The 16,226-nt window shown below is 41.0% G+C and carries 17 protein-coding genes; 16 read left to right on the forward strand and 1 reads right to left on the reverse strand.

The annotated features are described in order from the left end of the window. The first annotated feature begins 6 nt into the window (after nucleotides 1-6). The 12 genes from lptB (at nucleotide 7) to TAO_RS08420 (ending at nucleotide 10,379) form a co-directional block, all read left to right on the forward strand. A complete protein-coding gene (gene lptB / locus TAO_RS08370) occupies nucleotides 7-732 on the forward strand; it encodes an LPS export ABC transporter ATP-binding protein (protein WP_096527475.1) in 726 nt (241 codons plus the stop codon). A gap of 68 nt (nucleotides 733-800) precedes the next feature. After that, nucleotides 801-2,255: an RNA polymerase factor sigma-54 gene (locus tag TAO_RS08375; RefSeq protein WP_096527813.1), complete on the forward strand. Its 1,455-nt coding sequence runs from the start codon at nucleotides 801-803 to the stop codon at nucleotides 2,253-2,255. A 25-nt stretch (nucleotides 2,256-2,280) separates the two neighbouring features. Further along, nucleotides 2,281-2,601, forward strand: a complete 321-nt coding sequence (gene hpf, locus TAO_RS08380) for a ribosome hibernation-promoting factor, HPF/YfiA family (protein ID WP_096527476.1) — start codon at nucleotides 2,281-2,283, stop codon at nucleotides 2,599-2,601. A 19-nt stretch (nucleotides 2,602-2,620) separates the two neighbouring features. Further along, nucleotides 2,621-3,106 (forward strand): PTS sugar transporter subunit IIA, encoded by a 486-nt coding sequence (locus TAO_RS08385; protein ID WP_096527477.1) that lies wholly within the window; start codon nucleotides 2,621-2,623, stop codon nucleotides 3,104-3,106. Nucleotides 3,107-3,121: 15 nt separating this feature from the next. Then, nucleotides 3,122-3,646 (forward strand): HPr kinase/phosphorylase-related protein, encoded by a 525-nt coding sequence (locus tag TAO_RS08390; RefSeq protein ID WP_096527478.1) that lies wholly within the window; start codon nucleotides 3,122-3,124, stop codon nucleotides 3,644-3,646. A gap of 109 nt (nucleotides 3,647-3,755) precedes the next feature. Beyond that, entirely contained in the window at nucleotides 3,756-4,601 is an 846-nt protein-coding gene (rapZ, locus tag TAO_RS08395; RefSeq protein WP_096527479.1) for an RNase adapter RapZ, read from the forward strand. Further along, nucleotides 4,598-5,014: a PTS sugar transporter subunit IIA gene (locus TAO_RS08400; RefSeq protein ID WP_096527480.1), complete on the forward strand. Its 417-nt coding sequence runs from the start codon at nucleotides 4,598-4,600 to the stop codon at nucleotides 5,012-5,014. The genes rapZ and TAO_RS08400 overlap by 4 nt, the downstream gene beginning before the upstream one ends. Then, nucleotides 5,001-5,270: an HPr family phosphocarrier protein gene (locus tag TAO_RS08405; RefSeq protein ID WP_096527481.1), complete on the forward strand. Its 270-nt coding sequence runs from the start codon at nucleotides 5,001-5,003 to the stop codon at nucleotides 5,268-5,270. The genes TAO_RS08400 and TAO_RS08405 overlap by 14 nt, the downstream gene beginning before the upstream one ends. A gap of 34 nt (nucleotides 5,271-5,304) precedes the next feature. Then, the gene (ptsP, locus tag TAO_RS08410; RefSeq protein ID WP_096527482.1) at nucleotides 5,305-7,053 is read left to right on the forward strand and encodes a phosphoenolpyruvate--protein phosphotransferase; all 1,749 of its coding nucleotides are present in this window, start codon (nucleotides 5,305-5,307) and stop codon (nucleotides 7,051-7,053) included. A gap of 280 nt (nucleotides 7,054-7,333) precedes the next feature. Then, nucleotides 7,334-8,284, forward strand: coding sequence for a DUF262 domain-containing protein (locus TAO_RS09995; RefSeq protein ID WP_231910637.1), 951 nt, complete (start codon nucleotides 7,334-7,336; stop codon nucleotides 8,282-8,284). Continuing rightward, complete coding sequence (locus TAO_RS10000) at nucleotides 8,253-8,972, forward strand: HNH endonuclease family protein (RefSeq protein WP_231910638.1); 720 nt, start codon at nucleotides 8,253-8,255, stop codon at nucleotides 8,970-8,972. The genes TAO_RS09995 and TAO_RS10000 overlap by 32 nt, the downstream gene beginning before the upstream one ends. Nucleotides 8,973-9,224: 252 nt before the next feature. Beyond that, nucleotides 9,225-10,379: an MFS transporter gene (locus TAO_RS08420; protein WP_096527483.1), complete on the forward strand. Its 1,155-nt coding sequence runs from the start codon at nucleotides 9,225-9,227 to the stop codon at nucleotides 10,377-10,379. Between the two features lie 48 nt (nucleotides 10,380-10,427). Here TAO_RS08420 and TAO_RS08425 read toward each other — a convergent pair whose 3' ends face one another. Further along, nucleotides 10,428-11,783, reverse strand: a complete 1,356-nt coding sequence (locus tag TAO_RS08425; RefSeq protein WP_145955157.1) for an alkaline phosphatase family protein — start codon at nucleotides 11,781-11,783, stop codon at nucleotides 10,428-10,430. 289 nt (nucleotides 11,784-12,072) lie between these two features. Here TAO_RS08425 and TAO_RS08430 point away from each other — a divergent pair, with 289 nt between their 5' ends. From TAO_RS08430 to aroC, 4 genes are all read left to right on the forward strand, one after another. Then, on the forward strand, nucleotides 12,073-12,585 hold the full coding sequence (locus tag TAO_RS08430; protein ID WP_096527485.1) for a hypothetical protein: 513 nt from the start codon (nucleotides 12,073-12,075) through the stop codon (nucleotides 12,583-12,585). Nucleotides 12,586-12,679: 94 nt separating this feature from the next. Next, nucleotides 12,680-13,858 carry a BaiN/RdsA family NAD(P)/FAD-dependent oxidoreductase gene (locus TAO_RS08435; RefSeq protein ID WP_096527486.1) on the forward strand — a complete coding sequence of 393 codons (1,179 nt, stop codon included), beginning with the start codon at nucleotides 12,680-12,682 and terminating at the stop codon, nucleotides 13,856-13,858. Between the two features lie 71 nt (nucleotides 13,859-13,929). Further along, nucleotides 13,930-14,745, forward strand: a complete 816-nt coding sequence (locus tag TAO_RS08440; protein WP_096527487.1) for a M48 family metalloprotease — start codon at nucleotides 13,930-13,932, stop codon at nucleotides 14,743-14,745. A gap of 75 nt (nucleotides 14,746-14,820) precedes the next feature. Further along, a complete protein-coding gene (gene aroC / locus TAO_RS08445; RefSeq protein ID WP_096527488.1) occupies nucleotides 14,821-15,933 on the forward strand; it encodes a chorismate synthase in 1,113 nt (370 codons plus the stop codon). Nucleotides 15,934-16,226: the final 293 nt, after the last annotated feature.

Genomic DNA, 16,226 nt, shown 5'->3' on the forward strand with positions numbered 1-16,226 from the left:
TTATCCATGAGCAGACTATCAGCAGATCATCTCGCCAAGCGCTATCAATCTCGATGGGTTGTTAAAGATGTCTCTCTAGAGCTTTTAAGCGGTGAAGTTGTGGGATTATTAGGCCCAAATGGTGCAGGTAAAACGACCTGTTTTTATATGTTAGTGGGATTAATTCCATCTGATAAAGGGCTAATTTCCCTAGATCACCATGACATTACTCACTACCCTATTCATCGTCGCGCTCGTCTAGGAATCAGCTACCTTCCCCAAGAAGCTTCAGTTTTTCGTAAGCTAACCGCCGCTGACAATATTGCTGCTATAGCTGAAACTAGATCCGATCTGACAAAGCCTCAGCGCAAGGATTTAGTCGACAGTTTACTACATGAATTAAATATTATGCATGTAAAAGATACCCTAGGCATGAGTCTCTCAGGCGGGGAACGTCGACGAGTTGAGATCGCTCGTGCACTGGCAGTAGATCCACAGTTTATATTATTAGATGAGCCTTTTGCTGGCGTTGATCCTATCTCAGTACTTGATATCCAAGGTATTATTCGGCACCTCATAGCCCGCGGCATTGGCGTTTTAATTACTGATCATAATGTTCGAGAAACTCTCGGGATCTGCAAACATGCCTATATTGTTAATGCAGGGGAGGTCATTGCTAAAGGCGAGCCTCAGGAAATTCTTAATAATGAGCGGGTAAAAGAAGTTTATTTAGGATATAATTTTTATCTTTAGCTGCCTTTGTGGCACATTTATTGCTTAATATTATAGCTAATCTTGCCATAACAACAGATTTTCCAAACATGAAAACTTCTCTTCAGTTACACTTGGGGCAGCAGCTCACCATGACCCCCCAAATGCAGCAAGCAATCCGCCTGCTGCAGCTCTCCTCCCTAGAGCTACAAACTGAGATTCAGCAAACGCTAGAATCTAACCCATTACTAGAGCAAATTGAAAGCGAGGAGGATCAGGAATATTTACCCAGCCATGCTTTACAAAAAGAGTGTAATTCTGACAATAACGAATTAAACTCCTCTCTAAAAGAGGAAATTATCCCTGAAGATTTACTCTTGGATTCCAGCTGGAGCGATACTTATGATAGCGTATTGTTACTCACTTCCTCCGAGCAGGAGATCTTATCAGACTTAGCTCACCAAAAAAATAATGAAGAAACCTTGCAAGAATATCTGCTTGGGCAAGCCTATTTATCTTTTACTGATAAAAAAGATTTTACTATTGCAGCTAGCATTATTGATGCTATTAATGATGAGGGATATTTATGCGATTCTCTCACAGAAATAATGCAAGATTTACAAAAAAATATAGTGATTGATCCTAATGATGTCAAAGTAGTGCTACACCGCATACAAAATTTTGATCCCCCAGGTATTGGAGCAAGTAACCTAAGTGAATGCCTACTACTACAACTCAAGCGCTACCCACCTGATACTCTCTGGTTAGAAGACGCTAAAAAACTGATTTCTCACCACCTAGAGGCACTTAGTAAACGAGATTACGCCCAAATAATGCGGGGAATGAAATTATCCGAACAGGATCTACTCGCGACTATTCGCTTAATTCAAACGCTTAACCCTCGTCCAGGAAATAAAATACAAGCCAATAGAGTAGAATATATAGTACCTGATATCTATGTTACTAAACGTGGTAATGGCCGCTGGGAAGTTGAGCTTAATCCTGACATAGTACCCACCCTCAGAGTGAATAATTATTATGCTAATCTTATTAAACGCGCGGATAGTAGTTTCACTAACAGCTACCTTAAAAACCAGCTCCAAGAAGCCCGTTGGTTTTTAAAAAGCCTGCATAATCGTAATGAAACGCTACTTAAGACCGCTTGCTGCATTATCGATCGTCAGCAAGCATTCTTAGAATATGGCGATAAAGCTATGCAACCTTTAGTTTTACATGATATCGCTAAGGCAATTTCTATGCATGAATCAACTATCTCTCGCGTGACTACTAACAAGTACATATATACCCCCCAAGGAATTTATGAGCTGAAGCATTTCTTCTCTAACCACGTGGCTTCACAAAATGGTAAGGAATGTTCTGCAACAGCTATTCGCGCAATCATTAAAAAACTCATTGCAGTAGAAGATCCCCGCAACCCCCTAAGCGATGACAAAATTGCGCAAAACCTAGCTAAGCAAGGAATTAAAGTAGCGCGGCGTACTATTGCTAAATATCGAGAGTTCCTAAATATATCCACCTCTCATGAGCGAAAACGTTTAATCTAACCTGCTATAAACAATAGGAGTAGTTATGCAAATAAATATTACTGGTCACCATATCGAAGTCACTCAAGCGTTACGTCATTACGTAGAAAATAAATGCCAGCGCTTAGAGCGTCACTTCGATCAATTGTCTAGTATTCATGTAGTACTTAGCGTTGAAAAAACAAGGAAAAAGGCTGAAGCAACCTTGCACCTTGGAGGGGTTAGCGTGTTTGCTTCATCTGAAGATGAGGATATGTATGCGGCTATAGATAATCTAGTTGATAAATTACACCGACAGACTAAAAAACAACGAGATAAACTCAACGATCATCATCGTAGTGAGGGGATAGAAGAAAAAAATAAATAAAGAATTATACAGAAAGCACATGCGAGTTACCGAGATCCTAGTTCCTCAAAAAATTGCTATTGGCGCTACTGCCAGCAGCAAGAAGCGAGTATTAGAGCAACTTAGCGAGTTACTGGCGCACGGTGCAGATGACGTAGACTCAAAAGAAATCTTTGAACGTTTACTTGCTAGGGAACGTCTTGGAAGTACTAGCCTTGGGAAAGGAGTCGCTATTCCCCATGCCCGTATAAGTAGTAGTCAATACCCTTTAGTTGCATTTATGCGTCTAGAACAAGGAATTGATTTTGATGCCATAGATCAGCAGCCAATAGACCTATTTTTTGCCTTACTCGTCCCTGAAGAGTCAACAGAAACTCACTTACAACTACTCTCCCAATTAGCAGCAATATTTCGTAACCATAAGCTACGGGACCATTTACGAGATGCTAAAGATCCAAATACTTTGCTAGAAGCCCTGAAAAAATGGGAACAAACCACAACAGTCAATAACATTATTAATCATTAAGCGAGCTCATACGAAATGGATTCCCCTAGCCAAAGCAGCGCAATAGGCCATGGGGTACTGCTAGTGATTTTTAACTTAGGAGTCCTATTAACTGGAGAAAGCGGTATTGGCAAAAGTAGTTTAGCTTTAGAGTTAATTAGACGAGGGCACCATCTAATTGCTGATGACACTCCCATTTTTCATCGCGAAGGATCTACTAAACTAATAGGCAGCTGTCCTTATATATTACAGGATTTTTTAGCAGTACCCGGCCTAGGAGTCATCAATATCCGCGCTATTTATGGCGATCAAGCTATTATTGATCATCACCCACTTGATTTCGTTATTCGCCTTATTCCTAATAAGTATATTGAGCCACTAACCCGTAGCTTAGGCCAATGGGAGCAATTAGGCATTAAAATGACTGAGCTTACCTTACCTTTAGCAGGAAATATTCCACAGGCAACCATGATAGAAACAGCTGTTCAAGATTATCAGCTACGGTTGAAAAACTATGATGCCTTACTTGAGCTACAAAAGCGACAAAATAAATCTATCTAATGCTTACTGCTAGGTTAAGAAAAAGATAACAGTTTTTATAATATTCTATTTTGTATACATACATTATTCATAGATGAACTTCGCTTAAAATAAAACTAGTGTAGATCCAATGAGATTGATTATCATTAGCGGGGTATCAGGATCAGGAAAAAGCATCGCTCTTCATGCTTTAGAAGATCAGGGTTATTACTGTATTGATAACCTCCCTATCGATCTTCTCCCCCATTTTGCCCAGAAAATGCAAGGAAGTACTAATCGACTGCGAGCTGCTGTTGGTATCGATGTGCGTAATCTCTCCCAAGAATTAAAACAATTTCCTCAGATTCTAAAGGAAATTGAAAGCACAGGAATTGAGTGTCGTATTATCTTCTTGGATGCTAATGATGCAACACTCCTTAAACGTTTCAGTGAAACCCGTCGTAAGCACCCATTCGGTCATATCCCTCTAGCAGAGGCAATTCGCCATGAACGAAACTTACTAGAAGCTATTTCTGAGAAAGCTAACCTTAGGATAGACACCACGTGCACTACAGTGCACCAGCTACGAGATTTAATTAGCGAACGAATTGGCAATAGCGCCTCTACAGAGATGTCAGTATTATTTCAATCCTTTGGCTATAAGCATGGAGTTCCTTTAGATGCTGATTTTGTGTTCGATGTCCGCTGCCTACCTAATCCTCATTGGGAACCCCATTTACGCCCCTTGACGGGGCGCGATCCAGAAGTTATTTCCTATCTTGAGCGCCATAAGATCGTCGCCAATATGAAACAAGATTTAATTATATTTTTACAACACTGGCTACAACATTTTCAAAATACCAATCGCAGCTATTTAACTGTTGCTATTGGCTGTACAGGAGGACAACATCGTTCTGTTTATTTAGTAGAGCAGCTTACAGCTCATTTCCGCTTCCTTCACGACCAAGTGCTTTGCCGTCATCGAGAGTTATCATGACTGTCGGCGTACTTATCATTACCCACGACAATATTGGTCCGTCTTTACTAAATATCGCCAACGATATACTAGGGAGCTGTCCTTTGCAGCTTAAGGTATTACACGTTACCCGAGCATCTCATCTAGAATTCTTGCAAGCACAAGCACAAGTATTGATAAATAGCTTAGATACAGGCCATGGGGTCTTGATTTTAACAGACATGTATGGCTCTACACCTAGTAATATTGCCTGCAATGCAGCTGATAAAAAACACGCTCAAGTAGTATCAGGTCTTAACCTGCCCATGCTAATACGGGTACTTAATTATTCACGCCTAAGCCTTAATGAGCTAACAGAAAAAGCAATCAGCGGTGGACGTGAAGGAGTCCATATCTGCCTGACTACGATAGAGAAACATAATGATACGCGGTGAGGTCATTATTCTAAATAAATTAGGGTTACACGCCCGGGCTGCGGCCAAATTCGTTACTCTAGCTTCACAGTTTACCAGTGAGATACGAATCCAGCATAAAACAAAAGAGGCTAATGGTAAAAGTATCATGGGGATAATGATGCTTGCAGCTTCCCAAGGATCTCACTTATGTATCACAGCCTCAGGATCCGATGAGATAGCAGCACTACAACAATTAGAAGCCTTAATTAATGAGCGCTTCGGGGAGCATGAATGAGCATTAGAGCCAATACCTCTCTCAGGACTAGAATATGACCTTAGCATTACATGGTATTGGAATCTCACGAGGCATTGGTATTGGTAAACCGCACATACTTGCACGAGATCAGCCCGAGACTAATAAACGTATATTAGCGCCAAACCTCATCGAAGGTGAAATTCATAGATATCAAGCAGCCCTCAACACAGCTAAAGCGCAGCTACACACTATTCGAGAACAAATCCCCAGTAATGCTTCTATTGATATAGCCGCCTTTATCAATACCCACTTATTGATGCTTGAGGACAAGGCGCTTGCTACTGCCCCCATAGAGTTAATACAAACGCAACGCTGTAATGCCGAGTGGGCACTCATGCTACAGCATGATCTCCTAACAAAGATTTTTAATGAAATGGATGATCCTTATCTTCGTGCCCGCAAAAATGATATAGATCACGTTGTCAATCGTATTCTAGGAATCCTCACTAATTCAGAGATATTCCGCCATGAGGATACGGGTAACCGGCTTAAAGGTTATATTGTATTGGCTGACGATTTAACGCCCCCGGATCTTGTGTTAATGCAGCAACAGCAAATCACGGGCTTTGTTACCGAACAAGGCGGCACTAATTCCCACACTAGCATACTTGCTCGCAGTTTGGGAATCCCTGCAATTATCGGCCTGCGAGGAGCTCGGCGCTACATTCAAGATAATGAGATTATTATTATTGATGGTGAACAAGGCGTTCTTCTTGCTGGGGTTGACGGGTTTCTTATTGGTAAATTTCAAGAAATACAAGCTGCTCAACGACGCAGGTTTTCCGTCTTGGCAAAACTCAAGCGCCAACCTGCTATCACCCTTGAAGGCCAAGCTATCACTTTAGAAGCCAATATCGAGCTGCCAGAAGATTTACCGTTAGTGGCTGACTCCGGAGCCAGAGGCATAGGACTCTACCGCACTGAGTTCCTATATATGAACCGCACCACCCCGCCTAGCGAAGAAGAGCAGCTAGAAGCCTATACTCTCGTAACAAAAACCCTAGGAAACGTACCTATTACTATCCGTACTATCGATCTGGGTGCTGATAAAACAATCAATGGGAACTACGCAACTGTACCTGCGGCAACTAATCCCGCCTTAGGCTTGCGCGCGATTCGTCTTTGTTTACGGGAACTAGGATTATTTCGGCCACAGTTACGGGCTATCCTCAGAACATCTGCACAAGCCTCTGTACGGCTATTACTACCTATGATCTGCACCCTACAAGAACTCATGCAAGTCATGGCATTACTAGAAGATTGTAAGCGAGAGCTTAAACAACAAGGCTTAAAGTATGATCCTGCTTTACCTGTAGGGGCAATGGTTGAAGTCCCAGCTACTGCTATCTGTGCTGATATTTTCGCACAACATTTAGATTTTCTTTCTATTGGTACCAACGATCTTATCCAATACACATTGGCTATCGATCGCATTGATAATGAAGTTAATTATCTCTACGATCCCTTACATCCAGCGATACTACAGCTTATTTATCGCACTATTACCGCCGGAAAAAAGAGAGGGATAGCTGTCTCGATGTGCGGTGAAATGGCGGGAGATACTCACTATACTCGGTTACTATTAGCCCTAGGGTTACAGAATTTCAGCATGCATCCCGCCTCTCTACTGGAAGTGAAACGAATCATCAACAATAGTAACCAGCAGCGTCTCGCCCAATTTTCTCAACGAATCTTGAGCTATCACGGATTTTCAGAAATACAAGCCTTATTGAGTCAAATGAACGAAGATCTCCCAGGTTAACAATCTCCTTCTTCTAAACCTCACAAATCTGACTTAGCCTAGGTTAAGGCACCTCGCCAGCGCCTAGGAATTACAAACTCAAAATTCCCAATTCCATCAGTCTTAATAGTGTTCCAACACTATATAGCTAAGCGGTTAACCCTAAGCCTTTTAGAAATACAGTCGATAATGCAACTATAGCGTTATTTTTGTATTTTTTAGAATAGCGATACCGTGTTTAGTAGCTACCAAAATTTCTAACGGTAATGAGTCAAGTATGGATGTAGCATAAGGAAAAATAATGAGTAAAAAGATCAGTGGTTCAGAATATCCTTTAGCTAAAATTTTTAGTTCAGAGTTTGAATATGTCATACCTCCATACCAAAGACCCTACGCTTGGGAAATAGAGCAGATAACTACCTTATTTGATGATTTATATGATTTTTTTGAAGCAAATAAAGATGAGGACTATTTTCTAGGAAGTATTGTACTCATTAAAGAAGAAAGAGGAGCTCGTTCAGAAGTAGTTGATGGGCAGCAAAGATTAACGACGTTAACGATATTACTCGCTATTATCGCCTCCAAAATGGAGGAAACAAAAAGACAAAATATTTCTATATATATTTCAGAACCGGGCAATCCGTTTGAGAATTTAACACCTAAGTCAAGATTAACACTCAGATCACAAGATAAAGACTTTTTTAAGCATTATGTCCAAGAATTCAGGTTTGAAGGACTATTTAAGCTTGATGAAAAGCAGCTTAAAAATGAAGCCCAAATCAATATTAAACGTAATAGCCAAGCGTTACATTCCAAAATAATGGAGATTTTTGGCGAAGATATCAAAAAACTTAAAGACTTTACCAGCTTTCTTATACAACGATGCTTTATTATCGCTGTAACAGTATCTAACCAAAACACAGCCTTACGTATATTTTCCGTGATGAATAGCCGAGGCTTAGATCTACAGGAAACTGACATTATTAAAGCTGATATCATACGTTTATTAACAAGTGAATCTGAGCAAAATTATTACAGTAAAAAATGGGAAGAGCTAGAAATTGAGATAGGTCGTGAGAGCTTCAAGGATTTATTTAGTCATATCAGAATGATATATGCAAAAGAAAAAGCAAGGCGTAATATTTTAGAAGAGTTTAGAAAGCATGTTCCTAATAAGAATACTGATCCTAATAAATTTATTGATGACATTTTAGATCCATATGCACAAGCTTATACTTTATACTATTGTTAAAAATAGTGCCTATACGGCAGATACGGCAGAAACTCATGCTGTGGAGGTCAATAATTATCTAAAATGGTTAAATCGTATAGGAATAAAATCTAATAATCCCCATTCCTATAGAGACTGGGTACCTGCTGCAATTCAGTTTACCGTTCAGAATAAAAATTACCCTGAATATATGGCTAGCTTTTTTAGGCAATTAGAAAGTTTAGCCGCTTATATGTACATTTGTAAATTGCAGATTAATGATCGTATAAAACGCTACAAGCCAATACTCTCGGCTTTAGAGAATCCTAACTCAATTGATAAATCTATTGATAAGTCTATTCGAGCTGCTGAATTAACAGATTCAGAAAAACAAGAAATGCTGAAAATCCTAGATGGCGAAATCTATAACTTAACTCAAGGTCGTATGCCCTATATTATTTTGAGACTAGATTCTTTCGTTACTGATGGGGCAGCCACATACGATGGTAAACAACTAACGATTGAACATGTCCTTCCTCAAACAGTAGCAGATAATAGCGATTGGGCAAAAATATGGCCTAATTCTGAGGATCGTCAAACTTGGTGTCATCGTTTGGCAAACTTGGTTCCTTTAAGTAGAAAAAAGAATTCTGAGGCCCAGAATTACGATTTTGAAAAGAAAAAACAGCTTATTTCTCAGGAAAGAACGGGGTTTCATCCTATGCATTAACAACGCAAGTGCTTAAGGAATCTAGCTAGACTTTAGAGGTAGTTCAGCAAAAACAAGAATATTTACTTGAAATATTTAAAGACAATTGGGATCTAAAATACTCATGTTAAGTAGGTTAAAAAACCTATTCTAATAGATATAGAAACTCACTCAGCTAAATTGATCGAAATTCCGTTAAGCGGATCATTTTACCAGCAGTACTCACTGATATATTTATTCTCATTGGATTTCTAAGTAACCGAGGTCAGTACAATAACTTTTCCCTACCGGCGCTTATCCAGCTTTTATCTGCTCTATTTTGCAGCTCTAGGCGCATTACTTCCTTACTGGGGGCTTTATCTACAATCTTTAGGATTCTCTTCCCAAAGCATTGGCGAGCTGATGGCGCTATTAATGGCTGCTCGGATTCTAGGCCCTAGCCTCTGGGATCAGGTTACTAATCATAGTGGCAGAAGAATGGCTACTATTCGCCTAGCTTCCCTGTTTGCTACCCTTACCTTCAGCACCGTGTATTTCTGTCAGAGTTACTTGGCCCTAGCCGTAATGATAGTAGCCTTTGGTCTTTCTCGAAATGGCATACTACCGCAATTTGAGGTAGTTACCCTTTCTTATTTGGATATAGCGAAACAACTCCACTATTACGGCCGAATACGGTTATGGGGTTCTATTGGCTTTATCCTTAGCGTTATTTTGCTTGGCCCAGTATTAGATCGGGTAAATATCCATCTGTTACCTACCGTTATTTTAACTTTAACCATGAGTATCTGGATACTCAGTCTCACAATACCTGAGAGTAATGCCCATAACTACCATAGTAGTCCCCATGACTCTGTATGGAAAATACTAAAAAGCTCGGAGGTTTTAGCTTTTTTTACCCTAGCTTTCTTAATGCAGGCCAGCCACGGACCTTATAATATTTTTTATACCATTTATCTGGAAGACTATGGCTATAGCCGTAGCCTCATTGGCGGCTTATGGGCTTTAGGGGTGATTGCCGAAGTAGGGATATTTCTCTTTATGCCTCGGTTATTACTCAGACTAGGCGTTCGCCGAATATTGCTTGGCAGTCTACTCCTTGCCAGTCTTCGCTGGCTCCTCATTGGCTTATTTCCTGTTCATTTACTGGTAATAATTTTCGCGCAACTATTACATGCAGCTACCTTTGGTGCTTTTCACGCAGCCGCCATTGATTGGGTCTATCATCGCTTTCGAGGTATCCATCAAGGCCAAGGACAAACCCTTTATAGCAGCCTAGGATTCGGCATCGGCGGCGCTTTCGGCAGTTTTTACAGTGGCCATTTATGGGCTATCAATCCTAGCGGTACTTATTTTATTGCGGCTGCTATTACCGTTATTGCTTTTTTTCTTGCTTATTTTACCATTGCTGAATCACCAGCAAGCGAGTAATAGCAATAAAACTTATGATAGGTTTGCGGCAGCATTCAGCCCTCAGTTTTACATCTCCTCAAACAAATGAGTAATTCCAGGGAATTTTTTAACCGCCTGCTGATAATCATGAGCTAGTAACCTTTTTGCGGCAGCAGCAAAAGCGCGTTGGTTATCCGTCTGAGGGGTAGGTACAGATACAGGTACGGTTGCGTTAAAAATAGTATTTTGCGGTGACGCAGGTATATCAGCTCTTGGCTGGGCAAGTCCCGCTTGGATAAGTACTTGCGATACACTTTGTATCCCAAGATCCTTCCGCCGTTTAACCTCCTCATTGTAGTCTGGGGTGCCCGCAAATTTTTCCGATAATAATTGTAATATGGAGGTATGATCCAGAACCCCCTTGAATACCATGCTAGGAGGTATCCATGGTGATATAACAAAAGCAGGCACCCGAGGGCCGGTACTCTCAAATCCTACCGAATATAGGGCTTTAGGCGGTACTGGGGTAGGAATGGTTAACGGTGGAATATGATCGAAAAAGCCTCCATGTTCATCATAGGTAACAATCAATAAAGTACGTTGCCATTTAGTGGGATTATGCGTCAAGATAGTATAAATATCACGCAGAAAATGTTCTCCAGGACCAATAGAGGTAGGTGGATGATTATCATTTGGAATCTGTTCAAAATGAATCGGTGAATCAGTATATTCAGGCTCGATAAAGATGACCTCTGGCGCTGCTGCTAAAGACTCTGATTCCCAATCTGCAGACAAATCCTTGAAGCTGCGGAAATTAGGCCCTAACACATCTTCAAGCCGATCAAACAATGTAAAAAGCGAGAATCCACAATGATAGTTACGCCAGCGTACCTTGTGCGCGCTTAACCAATCAAAAAAAAAGCTCCCTGGAACTAAGGGAATCATTTGAGCTTTTGTATCATCAATTAAAGCATAACCACTGTAGGCCACTGAACGGTTTGGCTGTGTGCTGGTAGGTATAGGCGCAAACCAATGATCACATACAGCATATTGGTTGGCAAAGAAGTTCGATATGGGTACATCTTCAGGCGTATGAAAACCCATTGGCAGATGAACGTCAACCTTACGCTTAGTTTGCTGGTAGTAGGCATCCACGAAACCCCGCATCGTAAACTGGCCATCCTTTTTTGCTAGCTGTACTGCTACTAAATCCCGACTATGAGGGAGATCACTGGGTAAAGGTCCATCTTTTAGATGGAAAGGCTGATAGCCTTGGCTATCCAAGAAATTGGTATAGTCAGGGTTTGTTTCTGGATTAATAAGACCGATGATATCTTTTCGGTTACCATATTGAGCCATACTCAGATGCCCAAGAACATGATCAAAAGAACGATTTTCCATCATTACAATGACAATGGTTTGGATCTGATCAAGAATATTCACAAATCTGCCCTCCACAATTCTCTAACCTCTTAAAACGAGCTAATGACTCATAGTGTTTATCACTATTACACAATTAATATAGACTATCCGCGCTGATCCTCAAGCCATAAGTGATGTGTATAAGCATAATCATTGGAAAGCACTGGTCTGGGGGAATGATTATTTCTATAATCGAAAAGAGGTTCTAACGAAGGCTATCTATCACTGTTAATTTTAAGCTTCAATAGAGATACTTCCATTCCATCATTTTATTTAGCAGGATTTAATTCTAGGTAGGTAATTTGCACAAATGAAGACCCAATCATTATCAATTTCTGGCTGGATGCTTATTGTTACTATTCTATGGATAGGGTTTTTGCTTACGATAAGTTCCCTAGAGAGTCCACTTAAATCCTCTGCCACCTTACCTACGCTATTTCGAATTCAGCTTATCGTAGAAATTTTATTTACCGTATTTATCATTTTAGCTGCTTATTTTGGCAAAATCCCTCGAAATACCCGAGTTTTAATCACAATTATTGCCATTACGCTCATTCTTCAGCTAGTCCTTTTATTTGCCATACTGAATGAAAACATGAATCATGGATCAGAAGCACTAGCTTCACCCTATCATATTGTGCATGTTGTAATAGCAGGGCAAATTATTCGCGCGGTAACCCTACCTTCGTACCCTATCATGTACATGATGATAAAAAACCTCAAATTATTAATCTTAACAATCTTAGCCTTCAGACTATATAGTGAATTGAGATCAGGAAAATCGACTCCGAGAGATCCAGAAAATTCCACTTATATTCAATAGCAGCTCCTATTTTTTGCTAGCGCTAAGAATATTAAAAAGAATGCGCTAACTAAATAGCTTGGATACTCTACTTAAGATTTAATTCCCTTAATTCATGACCACTTGGGATGTAGTGATCATTGGAGGGGGCGCTGCCGGTTTAATGTGCGCTATTGAAGCCGGTAAGCGCCATCGGCGAGTATTAATAATCGAGCATAGCAACCGCGTGGGTAAGAAGATTCTCATGTCCGGTGGCGGTCGTTGCAATTTCACTAATCTTTATACTACCCCTGAAAATTTTCTATCCGCTAACCCCAATTTTTGTAAATCGGCGCTGGCCCGCTATAGTCCATGGGATTTTATTGCCATGGTAGAGCGTTATGGGATTGCCTATCATGAAAAAGAACAAGGGCAACTGTTTTGCAATCAATCTTCAAAATTGATTGTAAACATGCTAGTGGATGAATGTCAGCAGGCTGGGGTGAGAATTGAGATTAATTGCCATATCACTGCCGTTGAAAAAAATGTTACTGGCTTTGCACTAGAAACTAGCCTCGGCTCATTTCAAACCGTAACCCTAGTGATTGCCACTGGTGGATTATCTATCCCAAAAATGGGCGCTACCAGCTTTGGCCATGGACTTGCTAAGCGCTTTGGCCATAGTATCCTTCCTCTTCGCCCAGGGTTAGTGCCCTTAACTTTAAGCAAAAAAGAGTTAGTACAGTATCAAGACTTAACTGGTATCGGGCTTTTAGCTGAAGTTTACTGCCACCACCAGTATTTTACGGATAGTATATTATTTACCCACCGAGGCATAAGTGGCCCAGCTATCTTACAAATATCTTCCTATTGGCAATCAGGCGGTGAACTAAAAATAAATTTACTGCCGGGGATAGCCATTGATGCTTGGCTGTTCGATTGGCAGCGGCACTACCCAGCCACTACACTTAAAACCGTACTGGCTGAGCGGCTACCTAAACGCCTTGCTCAGCGCTTAGGTGAATTAGCCTTTGATAACCGCCCCTTGCGACAATACCATCCACAAGAAATACTAGCAGTCGCTAAGCAGCTACAACGTTGGAGCTTCCATCCTAGCGGAACTGAAGGCTATCGTACGGCTGAAGTTACCTTAGGCGGGGTAAATACTCATGAGCTTTCTTCAGCTACGATGGTCTCAAAAAAAATACCAGGGTTATATTTTATTGGCGAGGTGGTAGATATAACTGGTCATTTAGGGGGATTTAATTTCCAATGGGCTTGGGCCTCTGGTCACGCGGCTGGAAATGCGATTTAAGCTACTTAAAAATAACCTACAATAGTTCTCTGCTAAGCTTTTTCTTCAAATTTAGCTTAAGGAATTGACTCATGGATCGTATCGATATTAACCGCCTAGCAATTGCAGCTGTTATTGCTATTATTTCAATTATCAGCTACTTCTCCGCCTCTGATAATAACCCTATTACTGGTGAAAAACAGCAGGTAGCTCTCAGCACTAGAGAAGAAATTAACCTTGGATTGCGTGCTGCACCAGAAATGTTACAGCAATATCAGGGATTACTGCCTAATCAGCAGGCGCAAAACCATGTAAATAATATAGGTAATCAGCTAATTACAGCGCTAAATAGTGCTTTAGAAAGAAAGAGTAGAAAAAACCCCTATCCCTTCAAATTCTACTTATTGGCAGATAATCAAACCATAAATGCTTTTGCCCTTCCGGGTGGGCGGGTATTTATAACAGCTGCACTATATCATCGGCTCGCTACTGAAGGCCAGCTCGCCGGTGTATTAGGGCATGAAATTGGCCACGTTGTTGCCCGGCATAGCGCACAACAGCTTGCTAAACAGAATCTCACCCAAGGGCTCACTGGAGCTGCTGATATCGCCGGTGGCGATATTAAAACTGCGCGGATAGCTCAAGCTATTGGGCAGCTCATTCATATGAAATATGGTCGTGCTGATGAATTAGAAGCGGATACGTGGGGTGTAAAACTAGCTGCTCAGGCGGGCTATGATCCTCGCAGTATGCTCAACGTAATGCAAATTCTTGAGCGTGCTGCTGGCGGGCAAAGCCCGCCTGAATTTCTCAGTACCCATCCTAAGCCTACTAATCGGATTGTCTATATTCAGCACGTTATTCACGAAGCATTTCCTAATGGCGTACCCGAAGGTTTACGTCCATAAACCACTGCACCCTTAAAAACGGAGTAGTCCCTTTTATACTAGCCTTTAAGACTTAATCCTCCTACAATAGATCCTATGTCAGGTGATACTATTGGTAAACTTTTTACCGTAACTACTTTTGGTGAGAGCCATGGGGCAGCGTTAGGTTGTATCGTCGGCGGCTGTCCCCCAGGATTGGCTTTATCTGAGGCTGATCTTCAAACTGATCTGGATCGGCGACGCCCTGGTAAATCCCGCCATACCACCCAACGTCGTGAGCCTGATCAAATTAAAATCCTCTCTGGGGTATTTGAAGGAAAAACTACAGGCACCTCCATTGGCCTGATGATAGAGAATATGGATCAACGATCTAGGGATTACGACAAAATTAAAGATCAAATCCGACCAGGCCACGCGGATTATACTTATTGGCAAAAATACGGCCTGCGGGATTATCGAGGCGGCGGTCGTGCTTCAGCCCGAGAGACAACAATGCGTGTAGCGGCAGGAGCCATCGCTAAAAAATATTTAGCCCAACGATATAGAATACAGATCCGAGGGTATTTAGCTCAGTTAGGCCCTATTCAAGCAGAAGTATTTGATTGGAGCACAATTGAAGAGAATCCATTTTTTTTCCCAGATGCTAATAAAATATCTCAATTAGAATCCTATATGGATGCCCTTCGTAAAGAAGGTAATTCTATTGGCGCCCGAATTAATATTGTTGCTACTGGGGTTCCTCCAGGCCTTGGGGAACCAGTTTTTGATCGCCTAGATGCTGATTTAGCTCATGCTTTAATGAGTATCAATGCAGTTAAAGGCGTGGAAATTGGCGCAGGCTTTGCTGCTATTACGCAAAAAGGTACCGAGCATCGCGATCCCATTACCCCTAAGGGGTTTCTCAGTAACCATGCAGGAGGAATTTTAGGTGGGATTTCTACTGGACAAGATATCCTTGCCAGTATTGCTTTAAAACCCACTTCTAGCCTTCGCTTACCTGAGCGTAGTATTAATATTCGTGGTGAACCTGTAGAGGTCATTACTACGGGCCGCCATGATCCTTGTGTTGGAATCCGAGCCACCCCTATTGCAGAGGCGATGACCGCTATCATTTTAATGGATCATATGCTGCGCCATCGGGCGCAAAATATGGATGTCGTACCAAAATTATCACCGATTGCGGCTCATCCTAGTGATACTGTTAGCTAGAAATTTTCTTTTCAAGTATCCAGTATTTTCTAAAAACTTAAATTAGCTATGATATATATCTCTCTTTTTCTGTTCTATCTTTTTTTTGCCATTATTCTCTATTTTGTAGCTAAAAAAAAGGGGCGAGAACCAATATTCTGGGCTGGGCTAGGATTTTGTTTTGGCCCATTAGCCCTTTTCTTCTTATTATTTTCTAATAGCATGACTACGCTTAGTCAAAAACATCCTAAAAAAAATGGTAAACGACTTGCTTAAACCAAATTGCTTTTAGCAATCATCTTTTACAAGATGAA

The organism is Candidatus Nitrosoglobus terrae (genome assembly GCF_002356115.1).
Lineage (GTDB): Bacteria > Pseudomonadota > Gammaproteobacteria > Nitrosococcales > Nitrosococcaceae > Nitrosoglobus > Nitrosoglobus terrae.

Bases quoted from the DNA above. Each gene is read 5' to 3' on its own strand.
- TAO_RS08375 (WP_096527813.1), top strand. From the start codon at position 801: ATGAAAACTTCTCTTCAGTTACACTTGGGGCAGCAGCTCACCATGACC.
- TAO_RS08405 (WP_096527481.1), top strand. From the start codon at position 5,001: ATGATACGCGGTGAGGTCATTATTCTAAATAAATTAGGGTTACACGCC.
- TAO_RS08385 (WP_096527477.1), top strand. From the start codon at position 2,621: ATGCGAGTTACCGAGATCCTAGTTCCTCAAAAAATTGCTATTGGCGCT.
- ptsP (WP_096527482.1), top strand. From the start codon at position 5,305: ATGACCTTAGCATTACATGGTATTGGAATCTCACGAGGCATTGGTATT.
- rapZ (WP_096527479.1), top strand. From the start codon at position 3,756: ATGAGATTGATTATCATTAGCGGGGTATCAGGATCAGGAAAAAGCATC.
- TAO_RS08400 (WP_096527480.1), top strand. From the start codon at position 4,598: ATGACTGTCGGCGTACTTATCATTACCCACGACAATATTGGTCCGTCT.
- TAO_RS08435 (WP_096527486.1), top strand. From the start codon at position 12,680: ATGACCACTTGGGATGTAGTGATCATTGGAGGGGGCGCTGCCGGTTTA.
- TAO_RS08430 (WP_096527485.1), top strand. From the start codon at position 12,073: ATGAAGACCCAATCATTATCAATTTCTGGCTGGATGCTTATTGTTACT.
- lptB (WP_096527475.1), top strand. From the start codon at position 7: ATGAGCAGACTATCAGCAGATCATCTCGCCAAGCGCTATCAATCTCGA.
- TAO_RS10000 (WP_231910638.1), top strand. From the start codon at position 8,253: ATGCACAAGCTTATACTTTATACTATTGTTAAAAATAGTGCCTATACG.
- TAO_RS08390 (WP_096527478.1), top strand. From the start codon at position 3,122: ATGGATTCCCCTAGCCAAAGCAGCGCAATAGGCCATGGGGTACTGCTA.
- aroC (WP_096527488.1), top strand. From the start codon at position 14,821: ATGTCAGGTGATACTATTGGTAAACTTTTTACCGTAACTACTTTTGGT.
- hpf (WP_096527476.1), top strand. From the start codon at position 2,281: ATGCAAATAAATATTACTGGTCACCATATCGAAGTCACTCAAGCGTTA.
- TAO_RS08440 (WP_096527487.1), top strand. From the start codon at position 13,930: ATGGATCGTATCGATATTAACCGCCTAGCAATTGCAGCTGTTATTGCT.
- TAO_RS09995 (WP_231910637.1), top strand. From the start codon at position 7,334: ATGAGTAAAAAGATCAGTGGTTCAGAATATCCTTTAGCTAAAATTTTT.